A 15,120-nucleotide genomic window follows, 5' to 3' on the forward strand; every position below is an offset into this window, starting at 1 on the left:
GACAGCGATGCCGCACAAGAAAGTGCGGCACGCTCATCTTTTTCAGTGGGCGCGAAGGCATGTCGAATCATCGTCCGGCACGCCCCGCGTGCAATCCGCCCTGTTGCGCTTAGGGCGATTCAACTTGCGCATCTCCGCTCGCCAGACGCCTGAGCGCGAGCGTGACCGCTGCTTCGATCGAAGACCAGATCCGTTTGAGCGCATCGAGGCCGTCGTCGCGCAAAGTCGACTCGGCGCGCGCGCATGCATCCCGTGCATCGACATCCCGGACCAGCGCGAAGCCGCCTCGCATCGAATGAAGCTCGACCCGGACGATGTCCGTGTCGCCGCTCGCCAGCGCCGCCTCGATTGCCGCGAGCGAGTGCCGCGTCGATGCGAGTAGTGTCTGGCGAATCTCGTCGGTTATCTCCAGTTCGCGTTCCGGGCTTCCCTGCGATGCGGACGCAACGATGTCATGCCCCGCATGCCGACGCAATACTGCATTGAGTGCGCCGATCGACAGCGGCTTCAGCACGACCTCCACGGCGCCCGCCTTCTCGCAGCGCCGGCGATCTTCGTCGGTCGCATGGGCGGTCATCGCGATCACGGGCACCCGCGCGCCCTGTTCGCGGAGAAAATTCGCGAGCGCGAAGCCGTCGAGTTCCGGCATCCCGAGATCCGTCAACACGATATCGTACGGCTGCTCGAAATATGCCCGCATCGCCTCGATGCCGTTGGCGACGATCGTCGCATCGAAGCCGAGCGCGTCAAGCTGGTCGCGCAGCAGCGCGCGGCTCGCAGGATGATCCTCGGCGACCAGTACGCGGATCGGCTCGCCGCCAACGCGTCGCTCCCCGCCGGTTTCATCCGCCGTCGGGCCATCGTCGATACCGACACCGTACGCCGGGCCCAGGCACGCGTCGAGATCCGACAGCTCGGCGCGCCAGCCGCGCGGCGCATCCGGCAGCGGTAGCGTGACAACGAAATTCGAGCCTTCGCCGAAACGACTGTCGACGGACAATTCGCCGTCCATCAGCCCGACGATACGTTTGCACAGCGGCAAGCCGAGCCCGGTGCCCCCGAAACGTCGATATGTCGACGCATCGGCCTGAATGTAAACGTCAAACAGCGTCGACATGCTCTCCTCGGGAATGCCGACGCCCGTGTCGCTGACGACAAGCTCGACACGCCGAGTTCCGGCCTCGATCGGCGAGAGCCGCGCGTCCACCGTCACGGTGCCGTGCTCCGTGAATTTGATCGCATTGCTGACAAGATTCGTGACGACCTGCCTGAGTCGCACGGGGTCCCCAACGTAGCCATCGGCCAACTCCGGCGAAAGACGGCATATGAGCGCCAGATGTTTCGCATCGGCAAGCGGCCGGAAGATCGCGGCGACGTCGCGCAGCAACGCGCGCAGGTCGAAGGCGATATGTTCCAGCACCATCTGGTTCGATTCGGCCTTCGACAGGTCGAGCACGTCGTTGATCACGCGCAGCAACGCGTCCGACGACGACATGATCGTCCCGAGCCGGCGCCGCAACGGCGCGGATATCTCGGCGCGTTCCATCAGTTCAAGGTTGCCGACGATCGCGTTGAGCGGCGTGCGGATCTCGTGGCTCATCGTCGCAAGAAACGTCGACTTCGCCTTGTTTGCATACTCGGCGGCCTCGCGTGCCTCGCGCAGTTTTCCTTCCATCTGCTTTCGGGCGGTGATATCGACCAGCGTGCAAAGCAGTACGTCGACGCCACGATATCGCGTTCGCACGATGTTCACGGCAAGATAGACCGCCTCTTGACCGGCCAGGTCGACAGCCAGCTCCCGCATCATGAAGCGCCGTGCATCGGGCGCCCGCATTCCCTCCTGATACGCGTGCCAGATTCGTTTGCCGAGCGGCAAACCCGAACCTGTGTTTTCGTACGGGAGAACAGCATCGTTGCGCACCATCGTCTCGCCGTCTGCCAACGACAGCAAGACGATTCCGGCAGGCGCCGCACGAATCAACTTACGGTTGAGTGCCTCGCTTTCGATCAATCGAATCGCGCGGCGGTTCGCGGGACGCAATGCCCCCAGGTCGAAGCGAACGAGCCCGATCCAGAGAATCGAAATCGCAAACAACGCAATTCCGGCTGTCAGGCTGACGGTCTTGAATACGGCCGCCGCAACGCTCCGCCAAGAGAACGTCGCGATCATCATGAGATCGGAGCCGGGCAAGTAGTCGCCAATGACGAAGCTGGTGCCGACGCGATGTACGCTCACGTGATCGCCATACGGGACGCGCGCGTAGTCGATCGCACCGACCATCATCTCGCGGCTCGGCTCCGCGCCGGCCAATACATTGGCATGCGCATCGATCAGCGCGTACTGATCGTCGCCGGACTGCGAAGCGAGAATGTCGTCGATCAGCGCACGACAATTCATGATCGCCCAGGCGAACTGCTGCCCCTTGTCGTCGTACAGACGCCGGGAAAATCGCAGCACACGACGCCCCAGCAGCGGATCGACGTGGCTCTCCAGCAGGACGACATTTTCACCCCGGGCATCCTGATGTCCCGCAGTGAAACTCGCATTCGACGGAGCAACTTGTTGCATCAGCGACTTCAACGAGAATCCACGAGGCAGGGCGAGCGCAGGCCCGACAAGCTCGCGATTGAAAATGCCGAGATATTCGTCATTGGTCGCGACCAAGTAACCGGATCGACCTTTCCCGTTCGAAGTCTGATTTTCCGCGATTTTGAATTGAGGTATCGCCAGCGATAGATAGCGCGCATACCGGCTCGCCGTATGCTCCGGCGTGATATTGGCCATCCCGGCAAACCAGGCGTGGCCGCGCCGATATCCGACCATGCGCCCCTGGTCGGCGACGAACTTCTGCAATACCTCGTTCGGGACCGGCTCCGCGGCGATCCACCGCCCCTGCGCCGTCTTGACGAATTGTCCGAACAACGATTGTGTCGACATCAACTCAGCATGCAGCTGAGCCTCCCGCTTCAGAAACTCCCCGCGCACCTGCGTAAAGAAGCCAAGCACCTCGAGTCGTGCGATGAGCACCACGCACGCCAGGATGAACACCGTGATTGCCACGCCGCTGCCATACAACAGGGTTTGCTGTTGACGCCGGACCCGGTCCGGTTCGAATGGCTTTCGACCCGCGGCCGCAATTCGCGCGCCGTGTCGTTTCAGTTTTTCTTGCATGCGCTTCATTTGTGGCAATCGTCACGTACTGCAAGCCGACCATTCGTGTGGATCCCGTTTCATCCGCCATGGCCCAATACGCGATAGGCGAGCGAGTCAATGGTGTCGCGCGAGCTTCATGCGATCGCACAGGATCCGCGCCCGTTATTCCTCTGTATGCGGCGCGCTCGATGCGGGCGAATCCGCAAATATTACCGCATCGACATAGCGGATCAGGTCGACCTCACGCGTGATTCCGAGCTTCTTCATGGCGCTCGTCTTGTGCGAATTGATGGTCTGCTTGCTACGATGAAGCCGTGCGGCGATCGCGCCCACTGTATTCCCGGCACCGAAAAAGGCGGATCACTTCGATCAATGGAATGTGGCAGGCGACGAATGCCCATGTTTGCCGCTTGCGCGCACGTTCTATCGCTAGCTCACGATTCGCACGCTCGAGGAGACGGCAAGCGACTCCGCCATAAGCGGCGATGCCGCCCGATACCCCTGCGCCAAACTGCTTGTAACCCGTCCCGGCCGACGCACCGGTACAGCAGACGTTTGCGTCGTACTTCAGCAGCGCGGCCGATACCCCTTCGTCCCAATCGCGCGGATTGACATATTCTCGGGCGTTGCGGATCATCGACGCCTGACGCACGCTGACATCGAGTCATTGCTCGCCGCTGTCAAACTGCGCCGTTGCGTCCCCCCCATTCTGACCTCCCTTTACACCGCTCCCGCGCAAGGGCCCGCCATGATCGATCTCTCCACGCTCGCGCTTTTCTCCGGCGCATGTCTCGCGCTGACCGCCACGCCCGGCCCCGACATGCTGCTGATCGCGTCCCGCAGCGTGAGCCAGGGCCGGCGCGCGGGCTTTGCCACGCTCGCGGGCATCCAGGCCGGCACCTACTGTCATGCGCTCGCCGCCGCGCTCGGGTTGTCTCAGCTTTTTCTCGTGGTGCCGATCGCGTACGACGTCGTGCGTTTCGCTGGCGCCGCCTATCTGCTGTATCTCGCGTGGAAGACGTTCCGCTCGGATCCGACGGCGCTGTCGCCGGTCGCGTCGCAGCGCCGCCACTCCACCGCGGCGATCTTCCGCCAGGGCCTGACGTCCAACCTGCTCAACCCGAAGATGGCGCTGTTCGTACTCGCGCTGTTCCCGCAGTTCATCCGGCCGGAGCACGGCTCGATCGCCGTGCAGATCCTCGTGCTCGCGACGGTGCTCAACCTGGTCGGCCTCGTGGTCAACGGCGCGGTGATCGTGTCCGCCAGCCGGCTGAGCCAGCGGATCGGCGCGCGCCGCCGCCCGTCGAAGTTGCCGCAATACCTGCTCGGCACCGTGTTCGTCGGGCTCGCCGCACGGCTCGCGGCGGCGGGGCGGACCTGAGCGCCGAACTGCGCGCGATGCCGCGCCATCGTCACCGATTCGCGCCCAGCGACACGCGCAGCACCTCCATCAACCGCGTATAGCGGTCGCGCACTTCGGCGCGGTCGACGACGTTCACTGTCGCGAACCGCGCATGCCACGCGGGGTTCCACACATAGGTTGCGTGCCGCGTGCGATCGCCGTCCGCCGTTTCGATCAGCGAACGGATCCGCGCATCCTGCCCGGCACCCGTGTGCATCTCGAACAGCGCGTGGATATACGCGTGATACGCGTCGTACACGTGATCGTCGAACAGGTAGCGGTAGATGTGGAACGTGCGGTCGAGTTCGCGCTTCGCGCGAATCACGTCGTCGGGCGAAATGTCCTTCCAGTAGCCGATCCACGTGTAGAAGCACAGCAGCGCGTTGAGCTGCGGCGCCACCGCGTCGTAGAGCGCGAGGCGCTTCTCGATCAGCTTCTGGTTGGTCCACTGCACGAGTTCGAGCCGTTTCAGCCGGCGCGCGACGAACCAGCCAAGGCCGGCCACCGACAACGGCGTCAGCACGCCCAGCACCAGCTTGACGATTTCCAGCGAATTCCACGGATTGTTGAATGGCTGCATGGTTCGCCCGACAAGAAGAAACGCATCCGCGCCGGCGCAGGACCTAGCGCGCAGCGCCGTCTGGCCGATCACGTCGATATTGACCGTTAGTTGCCTGTGCATCGAACGTCGCACGACACCCCATGCAGGACGTGCGACGCGGCGGACCCCGATAGTTTATCGGTCGATTGTCATCCGCCCGTGACCGTTCGTCGATGCACCGCCGCACGCCCGCGCCGCGCTACGTCGGCAGCGCCGACGTCAGCTTGATCTTCTGCATCGGGATGTCGGTCTTCACGCTCTGCACGCCGGGGATGCGCGTCAGGTATTCCATCTGGAAGCGCCGGTATTCGTCGATGTCGGCCGCGACGATGCGCAGCAGGAAATCGCAATCGCCGGCCATCAGGTGACACTCGACCACTTCCGGCATCTGCTGGACAGCGTCGGCGAAGCGGTTCACGGTGTCGGCGTCCTGCCCTTTCAGCCACACGCGCGCGAAGATCGTCAGCGCCTTGCCGACCTTCGCCGGGTTCAGCACCGCCACGTACTTCTCGATCACGCCCGCTTCCTCGAGCAGCCGTACGCGCCGCAGGCACGGCGACGGCGACAGCCCGACCTCGTGGGCAAGTTCGACGTTCTGCATGCGGCCGTCGCGCTGGAGCGCACTGAGGATCCGGCGGTCGATGGCGTCAAGCTTCATTGGCATCAAATTCCAAAAAATCCGCGTAGCGCGCGCTCGATGCCAAATTCTCCAAAATAAGTGGCCACAACGCAACCCGATTCGAGTCAAAAAAGCAGACAATTCCTCCCCCCGAAGGAGGAGTAATGAGCAGTAGCGTTTCAACGTCGTCCGGGCTGCGCGAGCGGCCCGCGTTTGTCATCGAGATGGGCCGCGGGTTGCGTGCGGCGCTGCCCGTCATGCTGGGTTTCATTCCGTTCGCGCTGGTGCTGGGCGCGCAGGCCGCGCAGAAGGGGCTGAGCCTGCTCGAAGTGCCGATGCTGACCGGCCTGAATTTCGGCGGCGGCTCCGAGTTCGCGGCGATCCGCCTGTGGGCGTCGCCGCCGCACATCGCGCTGATCGTCGCGATGTCGTTCCTGGTGAATTCCCGCCACATCCTGATGGGCGCCGCGTTCGCGCCGTACATCCGGCGCCTGCCGCGCCGGCGCGCGTTCGCCGCGCTGTTCTTCATGTGCGACGAGAGCTGGGCGATGTCGCTCGCCGACGCGCGGCAGCGATCGGCCGACCACATCAGCGTCGCGTACTACGCGGGCATCGCCGCCGGCCTCTACTTGACCTGGATCTCGATGACCACGCTCGGCGCCGCGCTCGGGCCGACCATCGGCGACGTCGAGCGCTACGGCTTCGACATGGCGTTCACGGCCGTCTTCCTGGTGCTGCTGAAGGGCATGTGGAAAGGCGTGCGCGCGAGCCGGCCGTGGTTCGTGAGCCTCGTGGTCGCGGCGGCCACGCATCTGGCCGTGCCCGGCGCATGGTACGTGGCCGCCGGCGCCTGCGCGGGGCTCGCCACCGCGTTGCTGTGGGAGCCGCGCGATGCCTGATTTCCACACCGTCGCCACCATCGTGCTGATGGCGGCGACCACCTACCTGTCGCGCATCCTCGGCTACGTCGCGCTGCGCAACCGCACGCTCAGCCCGCGCATGACGGCCGTGATGGAGAACGTGCCCGGCTGCGTACTGATCTCGGTGATCGCGCCGGCGTTCGTGTCGGATCGCCCGGCCGACCTGCTCGCGCTGGCGATCACGCTGCTGGCCGCCACCCGCCTGTCGATCCTGCCGACGGTGACGATCGGCGTCGTCGCGGCCGGCGTGCTGCGGCATCTGCTCGGATAAGCCGATCCGACCCGCCGCAACGCGCCGGTCGCGCCGGCGTGTACGCGGCACATCAACCGGCGAACGGGCGCGCAATGCGCCCGTTTTTTCATCCGGACGTCGGCGCGACACGACAGCCCGCGCATCGGGATGCTAGCCTTGCGGTAGTACGCCACGCTGCCCTCCCCCCGTCACGGCCCATCTCCATGAGGATCGCCCCGATGCAAGAAGCCCGCCCGCCGTTCGACCGCGTCCTGCTCACCAACGACGACGGAATCGACGCCCCCGGCCTTGACGTGCTCGAACAGGTTGCCACGCAGCTGGCGCGCGAAGTGTGGATCGTCGCGCCGGCGGAAGACCAGAGCGGCACGTCGCATTCGCTGAGCCTGCACGAACCGCTGCGCGTGCATCGCAAGGGCGAACGCCGCTTCGCCGTGCGCGGCACGCCCGGCGACTGCGTCGCGATCGCGGTCAGCCACCTGATGAAGGACGCGCGGCCCGACGTCGTGCTGTCCGGCGTGAATCGCGGCGCGAACCTCGGCACCGAAACGGTGTTTTCCGGCACGGTCGGCGCCGCGATGACGAGCATGCTGGTCGGCGTGCCGGCCATCGCGCTGAGCCAGGCGTTCACCGATCGCAACGCGGTGCCGTGGAACACGGCGCTCGCGCACGCGCCGGACGTCATTCGGCGGCTGGTCGCCGCCGGCTGGGACAGCGACGCGTGCCTCAACGTGAACTTCCCCGCCCGCCCCGCGCAGGACGTGCGCGGGTTGAAGGTGACGAACCAGGGCGCCGGCACGCTGCAGGGCGTCGAGATCGTGTCGGATCGCGACCCGCGCGACATCGAATATCACTGGCTGAAGCTCGCGCGCGCACCGCGCGACGACGATGCGGATTCGGAAACGGTCGCACTCCGCGAAGGGTATATCGCCGTGACGCCGCTGAAGTTCGAGCGCACGCATGACGGCGCGCTCGCGCGGCTGCGGTCGAGCCTCGGCTGAGCGCGCATTCCGGTAGGCGGCCTCGGCCGGTGCGCGCGATGCGGGTGCGCGGCTGGCCGGCGGCGTCTGCGTGTCACCGTGTCTCCGTGTCTCCGTGTCTCCGTGTCTCCGTGTCTCCGTGTCTCCGTGTCTGCGTGTCTGCGTGTCTGCGTGTCTGCGTGTCTGCGTGTCTGCGTGTCTGCGTGTCTGCGTGTCTGCGTGTCTGCGTGTCTCCGCGTCTCCGCGTCTCCGCGTCTCCGCGTCTCCGCGTCTCCGTGCCTCCGTGCCTCCGTGCCTCCGTGCCTCCGTGCCTCCGTGCCTCCGTGCCTCCGTGCCTCCGCGTCTCCGCGTCTCCGCGTCTCCGCACAACGCCGCCCCGTCGCGTCACGTCAGGTTCAATCCCCCGTCGAGCATCACGATCTCGCCCGTCATGTAGTCCGACGCGACGAGCATCGCGACCGTCTGCGCGACGTCGTCCGGCGTCGCCGCGCGGCGCATCGGCGCGCGGTCGCGCCAGAGTTGCTGCGCGTGCGTCCAGCCGGCGGTGAGCGGCGTATCGACGAGCCCCGGCGCGACCGCATTGACGCGAATCGCCGGTGCAAGCGACAGCGCGAGCAGGCGCGTCATGTGGTTGAGCGCGGCCTTCGTCGCCGCGTACGGAATCGACGCGCCCTTCGGCCGCACGCCTGCATGCGAGCTGACGTTCACCACGCAGCCGGGCCGCCCGCGCGACGCGGCCTCGGCCAGCGCCGGCTGCGCTTCGGCGACCAGCCGGAACGGCGCGATCACGTTGACTTCATGCAGTTCCTGCCAGATCGCGGGCGTGGCCGCCGCCAGATCGTCGTGCGGAATCACGCGGCTGATCCCCGCGTTGTTGACCAGCACGTCGAGCCGCCCCCACAGCGCAACCGCGTCGCGCACCAGCCGCACGCGCGCCGCGTCGTCGGCCAGGTCGGCCTGCAGGTAGGCCGCCGCACCGAGTTCGCGCGCCATCGCCTGCCCCGTGTCGGCCGACTGCCGCGAATGCAGTACCACCGCATAGCCTTGCGCCGACAGCCGCCGCGCGATCGCGGCGCCGATGCCCGACGTGGAGCCGGTGACGAGCGCGACAGGCGCGGTGTCGCGCGCGCTCATTCGGCGTCCGTCGTGGGCAGGTCCACGTAGCTATAGCGCTCGCCCGCCATATACAGCCGTTTGCCGGCGCGCGGATAGTCGCACACGTCGTGCTCGAGCCGCTGCCCGGCAACGAGCAGCACGAGCGGCGCGTCGCCCGTGTTCTGCACCGTGTGCGCGTTGCCGCCGCGTGCGAAGCCGAGGAAATCGCCCGGCGCGATGTCGGCCCGCTGCTCGCCGATCGTCACCGTCCCGTTGCCGGACAGCACGTACACGCACTCCTCTTCGTACAGGTGCCGGTGGTATTCGGCCGACTCGTGGCCGGGCATCAGCGTGATCAGGTGAACGCCGAGCTGCGTGAGCCCGGTCAGGTCGCCCACCGACTTCTTGAGGCGCACCGCGTTCGGGTTCAGCGGATGAACCGCGCGCGTCGCTTCCATGTTCGCGATATCGGCGGCCTTCAGCAGTTCACGGGGTTGGGTCGACATGGGTGTCCTTGCAGGGAGGTGGGTCAAGGAGACGTGCGAAGCACGTGCGCGCCGCCTTCGGGAGACGTGGAGCGGATCGGGACAGACGGCGAGCCGGTCATTTTGCGATATTTCCGGGCGGGCCGCTCACGCGCTTGCCGGTGCGCGGAATCGGCCCGCCGCGCCGACTCCGTGCTTTCCCTGACCCGCGCCGCTCGCCAATGCCGCATACGCACGCGCCCGCGATGGGAACGCATCTTGCGTTCCCAAAGCATTGTCAAATCGTGCCCCCGCGACCGCCGCGACGTGTCATGATTGCCGCTGTCATCCACGGCAGCCGCCAGCCGATCGCATACGCCTCATCATGCCCATCCGCCCCGATGCCTCCGCCCTTCCCCGAGACCGCGCCACCATCGTGTGCCGCCAAGGCTCGCGCATTCTGCTCGTCGCCCGCACGACCTCCCGCTGGGCCTTGCCGGGCGGCACCGTCAAGCGCCGCGAATCGCCGCTCGACGCCGCGCATCGCGAGTTGTGGGAGGAGACGGGGCTGTCGGACCTGCCGATCGAATACGCGTTCCAGTTCGGCGGCCTCGCGAAGCTGCATCACGTGTTCGTGACCGACGTGCTGATCGATGCCGCGCCCCGGCCGCGCAACGAGATCGTGCATTGCCGCTGGTTCGAGCCGGCCGACGTCGCGTCGCTGCCCACGAGCATATCGACGCAGACCATCGTCAAGCTGCTGAGCAGCCGCAAGTTCGCCCACCTGGCGAGCGTGGCCGCGTTCTGACCGTTCCGACGCAAGCGGCAACACCTGTGGCGGCATGAAGGCGCGTCACGCATTCGTCATCTGTTCGTCACAGTGCGGCGCCCCGCCCGGCCGCCGTCACCGGTTCGCCAGCACCCGCTCGATCATCTCGCCGATGCGCCGCGCCAGCCGGTCCATCTGCGCGGCCGGCACGCCGCCATAGCCGAGCACGAGGCCGTTGTAGCCCTGCTCCGTCCCCGGCAGGCAGAACGACGACAACGGCCGCAGGATCAACCCGTGCGCCTGCGCGACGCGGCAGAGCGCCGTATCCGCCACCGGCACGTCGAGCCGCGCGGACAGGTGCATGCCGCCCGCGCCGCCGGATACCGTCAGCTGCGCGCGCAGGTGCCGCTCGAGCGCGTCCTGCAGCGCGGCGCGGCGCTCCGCGTAGAGCCTGCGCATGCGCCGCAGGTGACGCGTGAAATGCCCCGCGTCGATGAAATCCGCCAGCGCGCGCTGCTCGATCGCGCGCCCGTGCAGCATCAGCGCGCCGGCCGTTTCGCGCAACGCGCGCGCGAGCGCCGGCGGCGCGACCAGGAAACCGATCCGCAGCGCCGGAAACATCACCTTGCTGAAGGTGCCGAGATAGATCACCGGCGCATCGTCGGCGAGGCCCTGCACCGCCGCGAGCGGCGCGCCGTGATGGCGAAACTCGCTGTCGTAGTCGTCCTCGACGATCCACGCGCCCGCCGCACGCGCCTGCGCAACCAGCGCGAGCCGCCGCTCGAGGCTCATCACCGCGCCGAGCGGATACTGGTGCGACGGCGTGATGTAGACGAGCTTCGGCGTGCGCGCGCGCCAGTCGTCCGGGTGCGGCGCGAGGCCCTCGGCATCGACACCGATCGGCACGACGCGCAGGTCGGCGGCCAGGAACGCATTGCGCGCGCCGTGGTAGCCGGGATTCTCGATCCAGGCGATGTCGCCGGCGTCGGCCAGCGCACGCGCGCACAGGTCCAGTGCGTTCTGCGTGCCGTCGGTGACGACGATCTGCTCCGCGTCGCAACGCACCCCGCGCGACACGCGCAGGTAGCCGGCGATCGCGTCGCGCAGCGTCGCGTCGCCGGCGGCGGGCTGGTAGCCGAGCTGCGCGGGCACGGCGTCGCGCCACGCGCGCTCGACGCAGCGCCGCCATTGCACGAGCGGGAATTCGTCCAGCGCGGGCGTGCCCGGCACGAACGGCAGCGATTCGTCGATGCCTTCGGCCGTGCGCTCGACGTGCGCCACGCGTCGCGACAGCCGCGCGACGTCGGCGCTTGCATCAGCGCTCGCGTCGACGGTTGCGGCGGTGGCAGCGGCCGCAGCCGGCGCGTCGCGCAGGCCCACGTGCGCGACCACCGTGCCCTGGCGCGTGCCGATCACGAAGCCTTCCGCCGCGAGCCGCTCGTACGCATACAGCACCGAATTGCGCGCGATGCCGAGTTCGTCGGCGAGCGTGCGCGACGGCGCGAGACGCGCACCCTCCGCGATCCGGCCGTCGAGAATCGCGATGCGCAGGCACGCGTACAGCCGGTGCTGCTGCGACATCCGCGCGACCGCGCGCCGTCCGGTTTCGCGTTCGAACGTCGACAGCAAGACGCCGTAGTCCATCGTGGCTCCAGGTATGGGGGATGACATGGGTCTACACATGGTGCCACGAATTGTCTATCGTAAGCGTCTGCTCCATGCCATCGCGAGGTCGACCACATGAACGCTACCAATGCCAGCCTGACCGTACGCCCCGTCAAGCCGGACGACTACCCTGCCTGGCTGCCGCTCTGGGACGGCTACAACCGCTTCTACGGCCGCTTCGACGCGACGGCGCTGCCGCTCGACGTGACGAAGCTCACGTGGTCGCGTTTCTTCGACGGCTACGAGCCCGTGCATGCGCTGGTTGCCGAACGCAACGGCGCGCTCGTCGGGCTCGTGCATTTCCTGTACCACCGCAGCACGACGCTGGCCGGCCCGACCTGCTACCTGCAGGATCTCTTCACGCTCGAAAGCGAGCGCGGCAAGGGCGTGGGGCGCGCGCTGATCGAGGCCGTATACGAGGTCGCCGCGCAACATGGGGCCGAGCGCGTGTACTGGCAGACGCACGAAACCAATCGCACGGCGATGCGGCTGTACGACACCGTCGCGGAGAAAAGCGGGTTCGTGGTCTACAGGAAGGTGTTGCCGCGTTAGCCCGGCGGCGTCGTGAAGGGAACCCGTGCGCATGACGTGATGTCGAATCGCCGCATGTCCGCGTCGATCACGTCCTGAGTTTTCCTTCTCATGTTGAGCATCGGTCCCTTCTCGATCCGCGTCGTCGCGGTTGCCGCCGCCGCGCTGCTCGCGTGGCTCGTTGCCCGTTTCATCCAGCGCCGCTCGCCGGACGGCCAGCACAAGACGGCATCGAGCCTGATCGTCGACGCGCTGCTGCTCGGCCTGATCGCCGCGCGCGTCGGTTATGTCGCGCAGTGGTGGGCCGACTACGCGGCCGCGCCCCGCTCGCTCGTCGCGTTCGGCGACGGCGGCTTCGACTGGCGCATCGGCATCGCGGCCGGCCTCGCGTTCGCCGGCTGGCGCTTGCGCCGCCTGCCCGCGCTGCGCCGCCCGGCATGGATCGGCATCGCCGCCGGCCTCGCGGCATGGGGCATCGCGCAGGGCACGCTGGCGACGCTGCAGCACGGCGCGCCGCCGCTCGCCGCGATGCGGCTCGACGCGCTCGACGCAACGCCCGTTCCGCCGCAACGCTTTGCCGGCCGGCCTGCCGTCGTGAACCTGTGGGCCACCTGGTGCCCGCCGTGCCGCCGCGAAATGCCGATCCTCGCGCAGGCGCAGCAAGATCGTCCGGGCGTCGCGGTGCTGATGCTCAACCAGGGCGAAGACGCGCAAGCCGTGCGCGCGTTCCTCGAACAGCAAGGCTTGCGCTTCGATCACGTGCTGCTCGACCGCTCGATGCGCGCGATGCATGCGTACGGGTCGCGCGGACTGCCGACGACGCTCTTCTTCGATGCGAACGGCAACCTCGTCGAATCGCACATGGGCGAGCTGACCGCCGCGCGGCTGAAGGACACGATGATGCAGCACTTCGGCCCCTGAGCGCCGCGTTGACGGATCGCGTTGCACACACCGTTTCCGAGCGTCACGAGTCGCAGGCCATGCATCCTCGACGCGTTGAAACGAGCCGTTGACCGACCTTCATTTCCGGGCAAACCGAACGATCAACCCGCATTCACGCCTGCAGCCTCCAACACCGCGAACGACGGCGACCACGACGCCGCGGCCAGACGCACGCGAGCCTGCCCGGCCACGCGATCGAACACCACGCGCTGTTCGCCCTTCAGCGCCGCCTCGCTAGACGCCTGCATCAGCGCGAGCGCATCGACGGGCCGGTTGTGCCGCCGAACCTCGAAATGCAGATGCGGGCCCGTCGCCGTGCCAGTGCTGCCGACCGCGCCGACACGATGACCGCGTGCGACCCGCGCGCCGATGCGCAACGCCGGCTCGAATGCGGACAGATGCGCGTAGTACGACGTATAGCCGGCATCATGACGCACCACCACATACTTGCCGTAGCCACGCGGTTCGGTACCGATGAACGACACCGTGCCGTTCTCCGACGCATGGACGGCCCGGCCCGCCGGCGCGGCCAGATCGACGCCGGAATGCACGTGCGTCGCGCCCGTCACCGGATGCACCCGTGCGCCGAAGCGGGAGCTCACACGCGTCGCGTCGACCGGCATCACGAACCGGGAACCGGCGAACGGCCTGCCGTCGAGATCGTAATAGCCGCCGGGCGCTCCCGCCTCGGCAGCAAACCATACAGCCGACAGTTGCTGGCCGCGAAAGCGCAGATCGAGCGCCGTCACGCGCGGGCCGCCCTGAAGGGTCGCGTCGTCGTCCGCATCGAATGCCACGCGGAATGCGTCGCCGGTCCAGCCGCGCTGCGTCACGTCGACTCGACCCGCCAGCATGCGGGAGATCTGCCCGGCCACGCCGGCCGGCAGATCGGCGCTCGCCAGCGATGCCTGCAGGCTGCCGGCGATCGCGCCGATCCGCGTGCCGCTGTTCGGCTCGGCCAGCGTGAACGGCTCGCCGGACGCCAGTTCGCCGGAACGCGGCTTGAACGCTGCCGGTCCATCCGTTGCGGGCAGCGGGGACGCAAGGCCGTAGTCGAACCGGGCCGCATAATTGCGTTCGATCGCATCGCGCGCCGCGTCGCAGAGCACGCTGTAGGGTGCGCATGCGCCGAAACGCGCGACCGGGCCGTGGGGGTCGGCGCTCGCAGCCGGTGCGTCCGCCGCGGCGTCGAACGGCTTGGCCGACATCGCGCGCAAGCCGCCCCACACGGTGCGGGCGGAATGGAAAAAAGGCACGTCGACGAGGTCTGCCGTCACCGCCATGGCGGGCGCGAATGACACGGCATCGTGAGACGCCTGTGCTACCGCGCCTTGCGCGCCGGCAAGCCAGGCTGCCGCGACGATGCCGCACAGCAGCGCGCGGCGAGACGGCAGGCAGGCGGCGCCGCGTTGTGCGGGTTGACCTCGTTCGCGTGCGAGACGGGAACGCAGATCAAACCGCATGGCGTCATCACTCGCTATCAATGAAGAATCGGAAGGCTGCCGGGCAATGCAATGGGACCACCGTCATGCTCCGGCTATTCGAATTCGAGTGTATCGGCCTGGCTTAAGCGGCTTAATATGACTCGTACTAATTTGAAATTTAAACCAATAGGACACGAACGAAATGGCATATTTCCAGCGCATCTGAACGGGATGCGACCTTATCCGTACAAGCGAAACACCATGCTCCGTGTACAGTCGAGGGTCGCCGGCGCGCGCGAACGGC

General features: G+C 67.3%; 14 protein-coding genes and 1 pseudogene. 7 read left to right on the top strand and 8 right to left on the bottom strand.

Annotated features, from left to right (window positions below):
- Nucleotides 1-109 precede the first annotated feature (109 nt).
- Complete coding sequence (locus tag ABFO07_RS27805; RefSeq protein WP_347468966.1) at nt 110-3,181, bottom strand: ATP-binding protein; 3,072 nt, start codon at nt 3,179-3,181, stop codon at nt 110-112.
- 135 nt (nt 3,182-3,316) lie between these two features.
- Nucleotides 3,317-3,524 (bottom strand): annotated as a pseudogene (locus tag ABFO07_RS27810) (helix-turn-helix domain-containing protein); the annotation flags it as partial.
- A 378-nt stretch (nt 3,525-3,902) separates the two neighbouring features.
- Between ABFO07_RS27810 and ABFO07_RS27815 the strand changes: the two are divergent.
- Nucleotides 3,903-4,535, top strand: coding sequence for a LysE family translocator (locus ABFO07_RS27815; RefSeq protein ID WP_060014207.1), 633 nt, complete (start codon nt 3,903-3,905; stop codon nt 4,533-4,535).
- A gap of 31 nt (nt 4,536-4,566) precedes the next feature.
- Here ABFO07_RS27815 and ABFO07_RS27820 read toward each other — a convergent pair whose 3' ends face one another.
- Both ABFO07_RS27820 and ABFO07_RS27825 read right to left on the bottom strand, forming a co-directional pair.
- Nucleotides 4,567-5,136, bottom strand: a complete 570-nt coding sequence (locus ABFO07_RS27820; protein WP_059810643.1) for a hypothetical protein — start codon at nt 5,134-5,136, stop codon at nt 4,567-4,569.
- Between the two features lie 220 nt (nt 5,137-5,356).
- A complete protein-coding gene (locus ABFO07_RS27825) occupies nt 5,357-5,815 on the bottom strand; it encodes an Lrp/AsnC family transcriptional regulator (protein WP_059810642.1) in 459 nt (152 codons plus the stop codon).
- 125 nt (nt 5,816-5,940) lie between these two features.
- Between ABFO07_RS27825 and ABFO07_RS27830 the strand changes: the two genes are divergently transcribed.
- The 3 genes from ABFO07_RS27830 (at nt 5,941) to surE (ending at nt 7,947) form a co-directional block, all read left to right on the top strand.
- Nucleotides 5,941-6,675 (top strand): AzlC family ABC transporter permease, encoded by a 735-nt coding sequence (locus tag ABFO07_RS27830; protein WP_059890077.1) that lies wholly within the window; start codon nt 5,941-5,943, stop codon nt 6,673-6,675.
- Nucleotides 6,668-6,967: an AzlD family protein gene (locus ABFO07_RS27835; RefSeq protein WP_059564227.1), complete on the top strand. Its 300-nt coding sequence runs from the start codon at nt 6,668-6,670 to the stop codon at nt 6,965-6,967. The genes ABFO07_RS27830 and ABFO07_RS27835 overlap by 8 nt, the downstream gene beginning before the upstream one ends.
- A gap of 200 nt (nt 6,968-7,167) precedes the next feature.
- A complete protein-coding gene (surE, locus tag ABFO07_RS27840) occupies nt 7,168-7,947 on the top strand; it encodes a 5'/3'-nucleotidase SurE (protein WP_060149924.1) in 780 nt (259 codons plus the stop codon).
- Between the two features lie 363 nt (nt 7,948-8,310).
- Here surE and ABFO07_RS27845 read toward each other — a convergent pair whose 3' ends face one another.
- Together ABFO07_RS27845 and ABFO07_RS27850 are read right to left on the bottom strand one after the other, a co-directional pair.
- Entirely contained in the window at nt 8,311-9,060 is a 750-nt protein-coding gene (locus ABFO07_RS27845; RefSeq protein WP_322240455.1) for an SDR family NAD(P)-dependent oxidoreductase, read from the bottom strand.
- A complete protein-coding gene (locus tag ABFO07_RS27850) occupies nt 9,057-9,527 on the bottom strand; it encodes a cupin domain-containing protein (RefSeq protein ID WP_060363203.1) in 471 nt (156 codons plus the stop codon). Before ABFO07_RS27850 ends, ABFO07_RS27845 begins: the two co-directional genes overlap by 4 nt.
- A 343-nt stretch (nt 9,528-9,870) precedes the next feature.
- On the opposite strand from ABFO07_RS27850, the gene ABFO07_RS27855 reads away from it, so the two are divergent.
- Entirely contained in the window at nt 9,871-10,293 is a 423-nt protein-coding gene (locus tag ABFO07_RS27855) for an NUDIX hydrolase (protein WP_059564370.1), read from the top strand.
- 96 nt (nt 10,294-10,389) lie between these two features.
- Here the strand turns inward: ABFO07_RS27855 and ABFO07_RS27860 are convergent, their stop codons facing one another.
- A complete protein-coding gene (locus ABFO07_RS27860; RefSeq protein ID WP_347468969.1) occupies nt 10,390-11,898 on the bottom strand; it encodes a PLP-dependent aminotransferase family protein in 1,509 nt (502 codons plus the stop codon).
- Between the two features lie 96 nt (nt 11,899-11,994).
- Between ABFO07_RS27860 and ABFO07_RS27865 the strand changes: the two genes are divergently transcribed.
- Nucleotides 11,995-12,471, top strand: a complete 477-nt coding sequence (locus ABFO07_RS27865) for a GNAT family N-acetyltransferase (protein WP_059890069.1) — start codon at nt 11,995-11,997, stop codon at nt 12,469-12,471.
- A gap of 90 nt (nt 12,472-12,561) precedes the next feature.
- A complete protein-coding gene (locus tag ABFO07_RS27870) occupies nt 12,562-13,371 on the top strand; it encodes a TlpA disulfide reductase family protein (protein ID WP_060015237.1) in 810 nt (269 codons plus the stop codon).
- Nucleotides 13,372-13,493: 122 nt separating this feature from the next.
- On the opposite strand, the gene ABFO07_RS27875 is transcribed toward ABFO07_RS27870, so the two are convergent.
- Nucleotides 13,494-14,855 (bottom strand): M23 family metallopeptidase, encoded by a 1,362-nt coding sequence (locus tag ABFO07_RS27875; protein ID WP_347468971.1) that lies wholly within the window; start codon nt 14,853-14,855, stop codon nt 13,494-13,496.
- Nucleotides 14,856-15,120: the final 265 nt, after the last annotated feature.

The organism is Burkholderia stagnalis, from assembly GCF_039848545.1.
Lineage (GTDB): Bacteria > Pseudomonadota > Gammaproteobacteria > Burkholderiales > Burkholderiaceae > Burkholderia > Burkholderia stagnalis.

Bases quoted from the DNA above. Each gene is read 5' to 3' on its own strand.
- ABFO07_RS27805 (WP_347468966.1), bottom strand. From the start codon at position 3,181: ATGAAGCGCATGCAAGAAAAACTGAAACGACACGGCGCGCGAATTGCG.
- ABFO07_RS27815 (WP_060014207.1), top strand. From the start codon at position 3,903: ATGATCGATCTCTCCACGCTCGCGCTTTTCTCCGGCGCATGTCTCGCG.
- ABFO07_RS27820 (WP_059810643.1), bottom strand. From the start codon at position 5,136: ATGCAGCCATTCAACAATCCGTGGAATTCGCTGGAAATCGTCAAGCTG.
- ABFO07_RS27825 (WP_059810642.1), bottom strand. From the start codon at position 5,815: ATGAAGCTTGACGCCATCGACCGCCGGATCCTCAGTGCGCTCCAGCGC.
- ABFO07_RS27830 (WP_059890077.1), top strand. From the start codon at position 5,941: ATGAGCAGTAGCGTTTCAACGTCGTCCGGGCTGCGCGAGCGGCCCGCG.
- ABFO07_RS27835 (WP_059564227.1), top strand. From the start codon at position 6,668: ATGCCTGATTTCCACACCGTCGCCACCATCGTGCTGATGGCGGCGACC.
- surE (WP_060149924.1), top strand. From the start codon at position 7,168: ATGCAAGAAGCCCGCCCGCCGTTCGACCGCGTCCTGCTCACCAACGAC.
- ABFO07_RS27845 (WP_322240455.1), bottom strand. From the start codon at position 9,060: ATGAGCGCGCGCGACACCGCGCCTGTCGCGCTCGTCACCGGCTCCACG.
- ABFO07_RS27850 (WP_060363203.1), bottom strand. From the start codon at position 9,527: ATGTCGACCCAACCCCGTGAACTGCTGAAGGCCGCCGATATCGCGAAC.
- ABFO07_RS27855 (WP_059564370.1), top strand. From the start codon at position 9,871: ATGCCCATCCGCCCCGATGCCTCCGCCCTTCCCCGAGACCGCGCCACC.
- ABFO07_RS27860 (WP_347468969.1), bottom strand. From the start codon at position 11,898: ATGGACTACGGCGTCTTGCTGTCGACGTTCGAACGCGAAACCGGACGG.
- ABFO07_RS27865 (WP_059890069.1), top strand. From the start codon at position 11,995: ATGAACGCTACCAATGCCAGCCTGACCGTACGCCCCGTCAAGCCGGAC.
- ABFO07_RS27870 (WP_060015237.1), top strand. From the start codon at position 12,562: ATGTTGAGCATCGGTCCCTTCTCGATCCGCGTCGTCGCGGTTGCCGCC.
- ABFO07_RS27875 (WP_347468971.1), bottom strand. From the start codon at position 14,855: ATGCGGTTTGATCTGCGTTCCCGTCTCGCACGCGAACGAGGTCAACCC.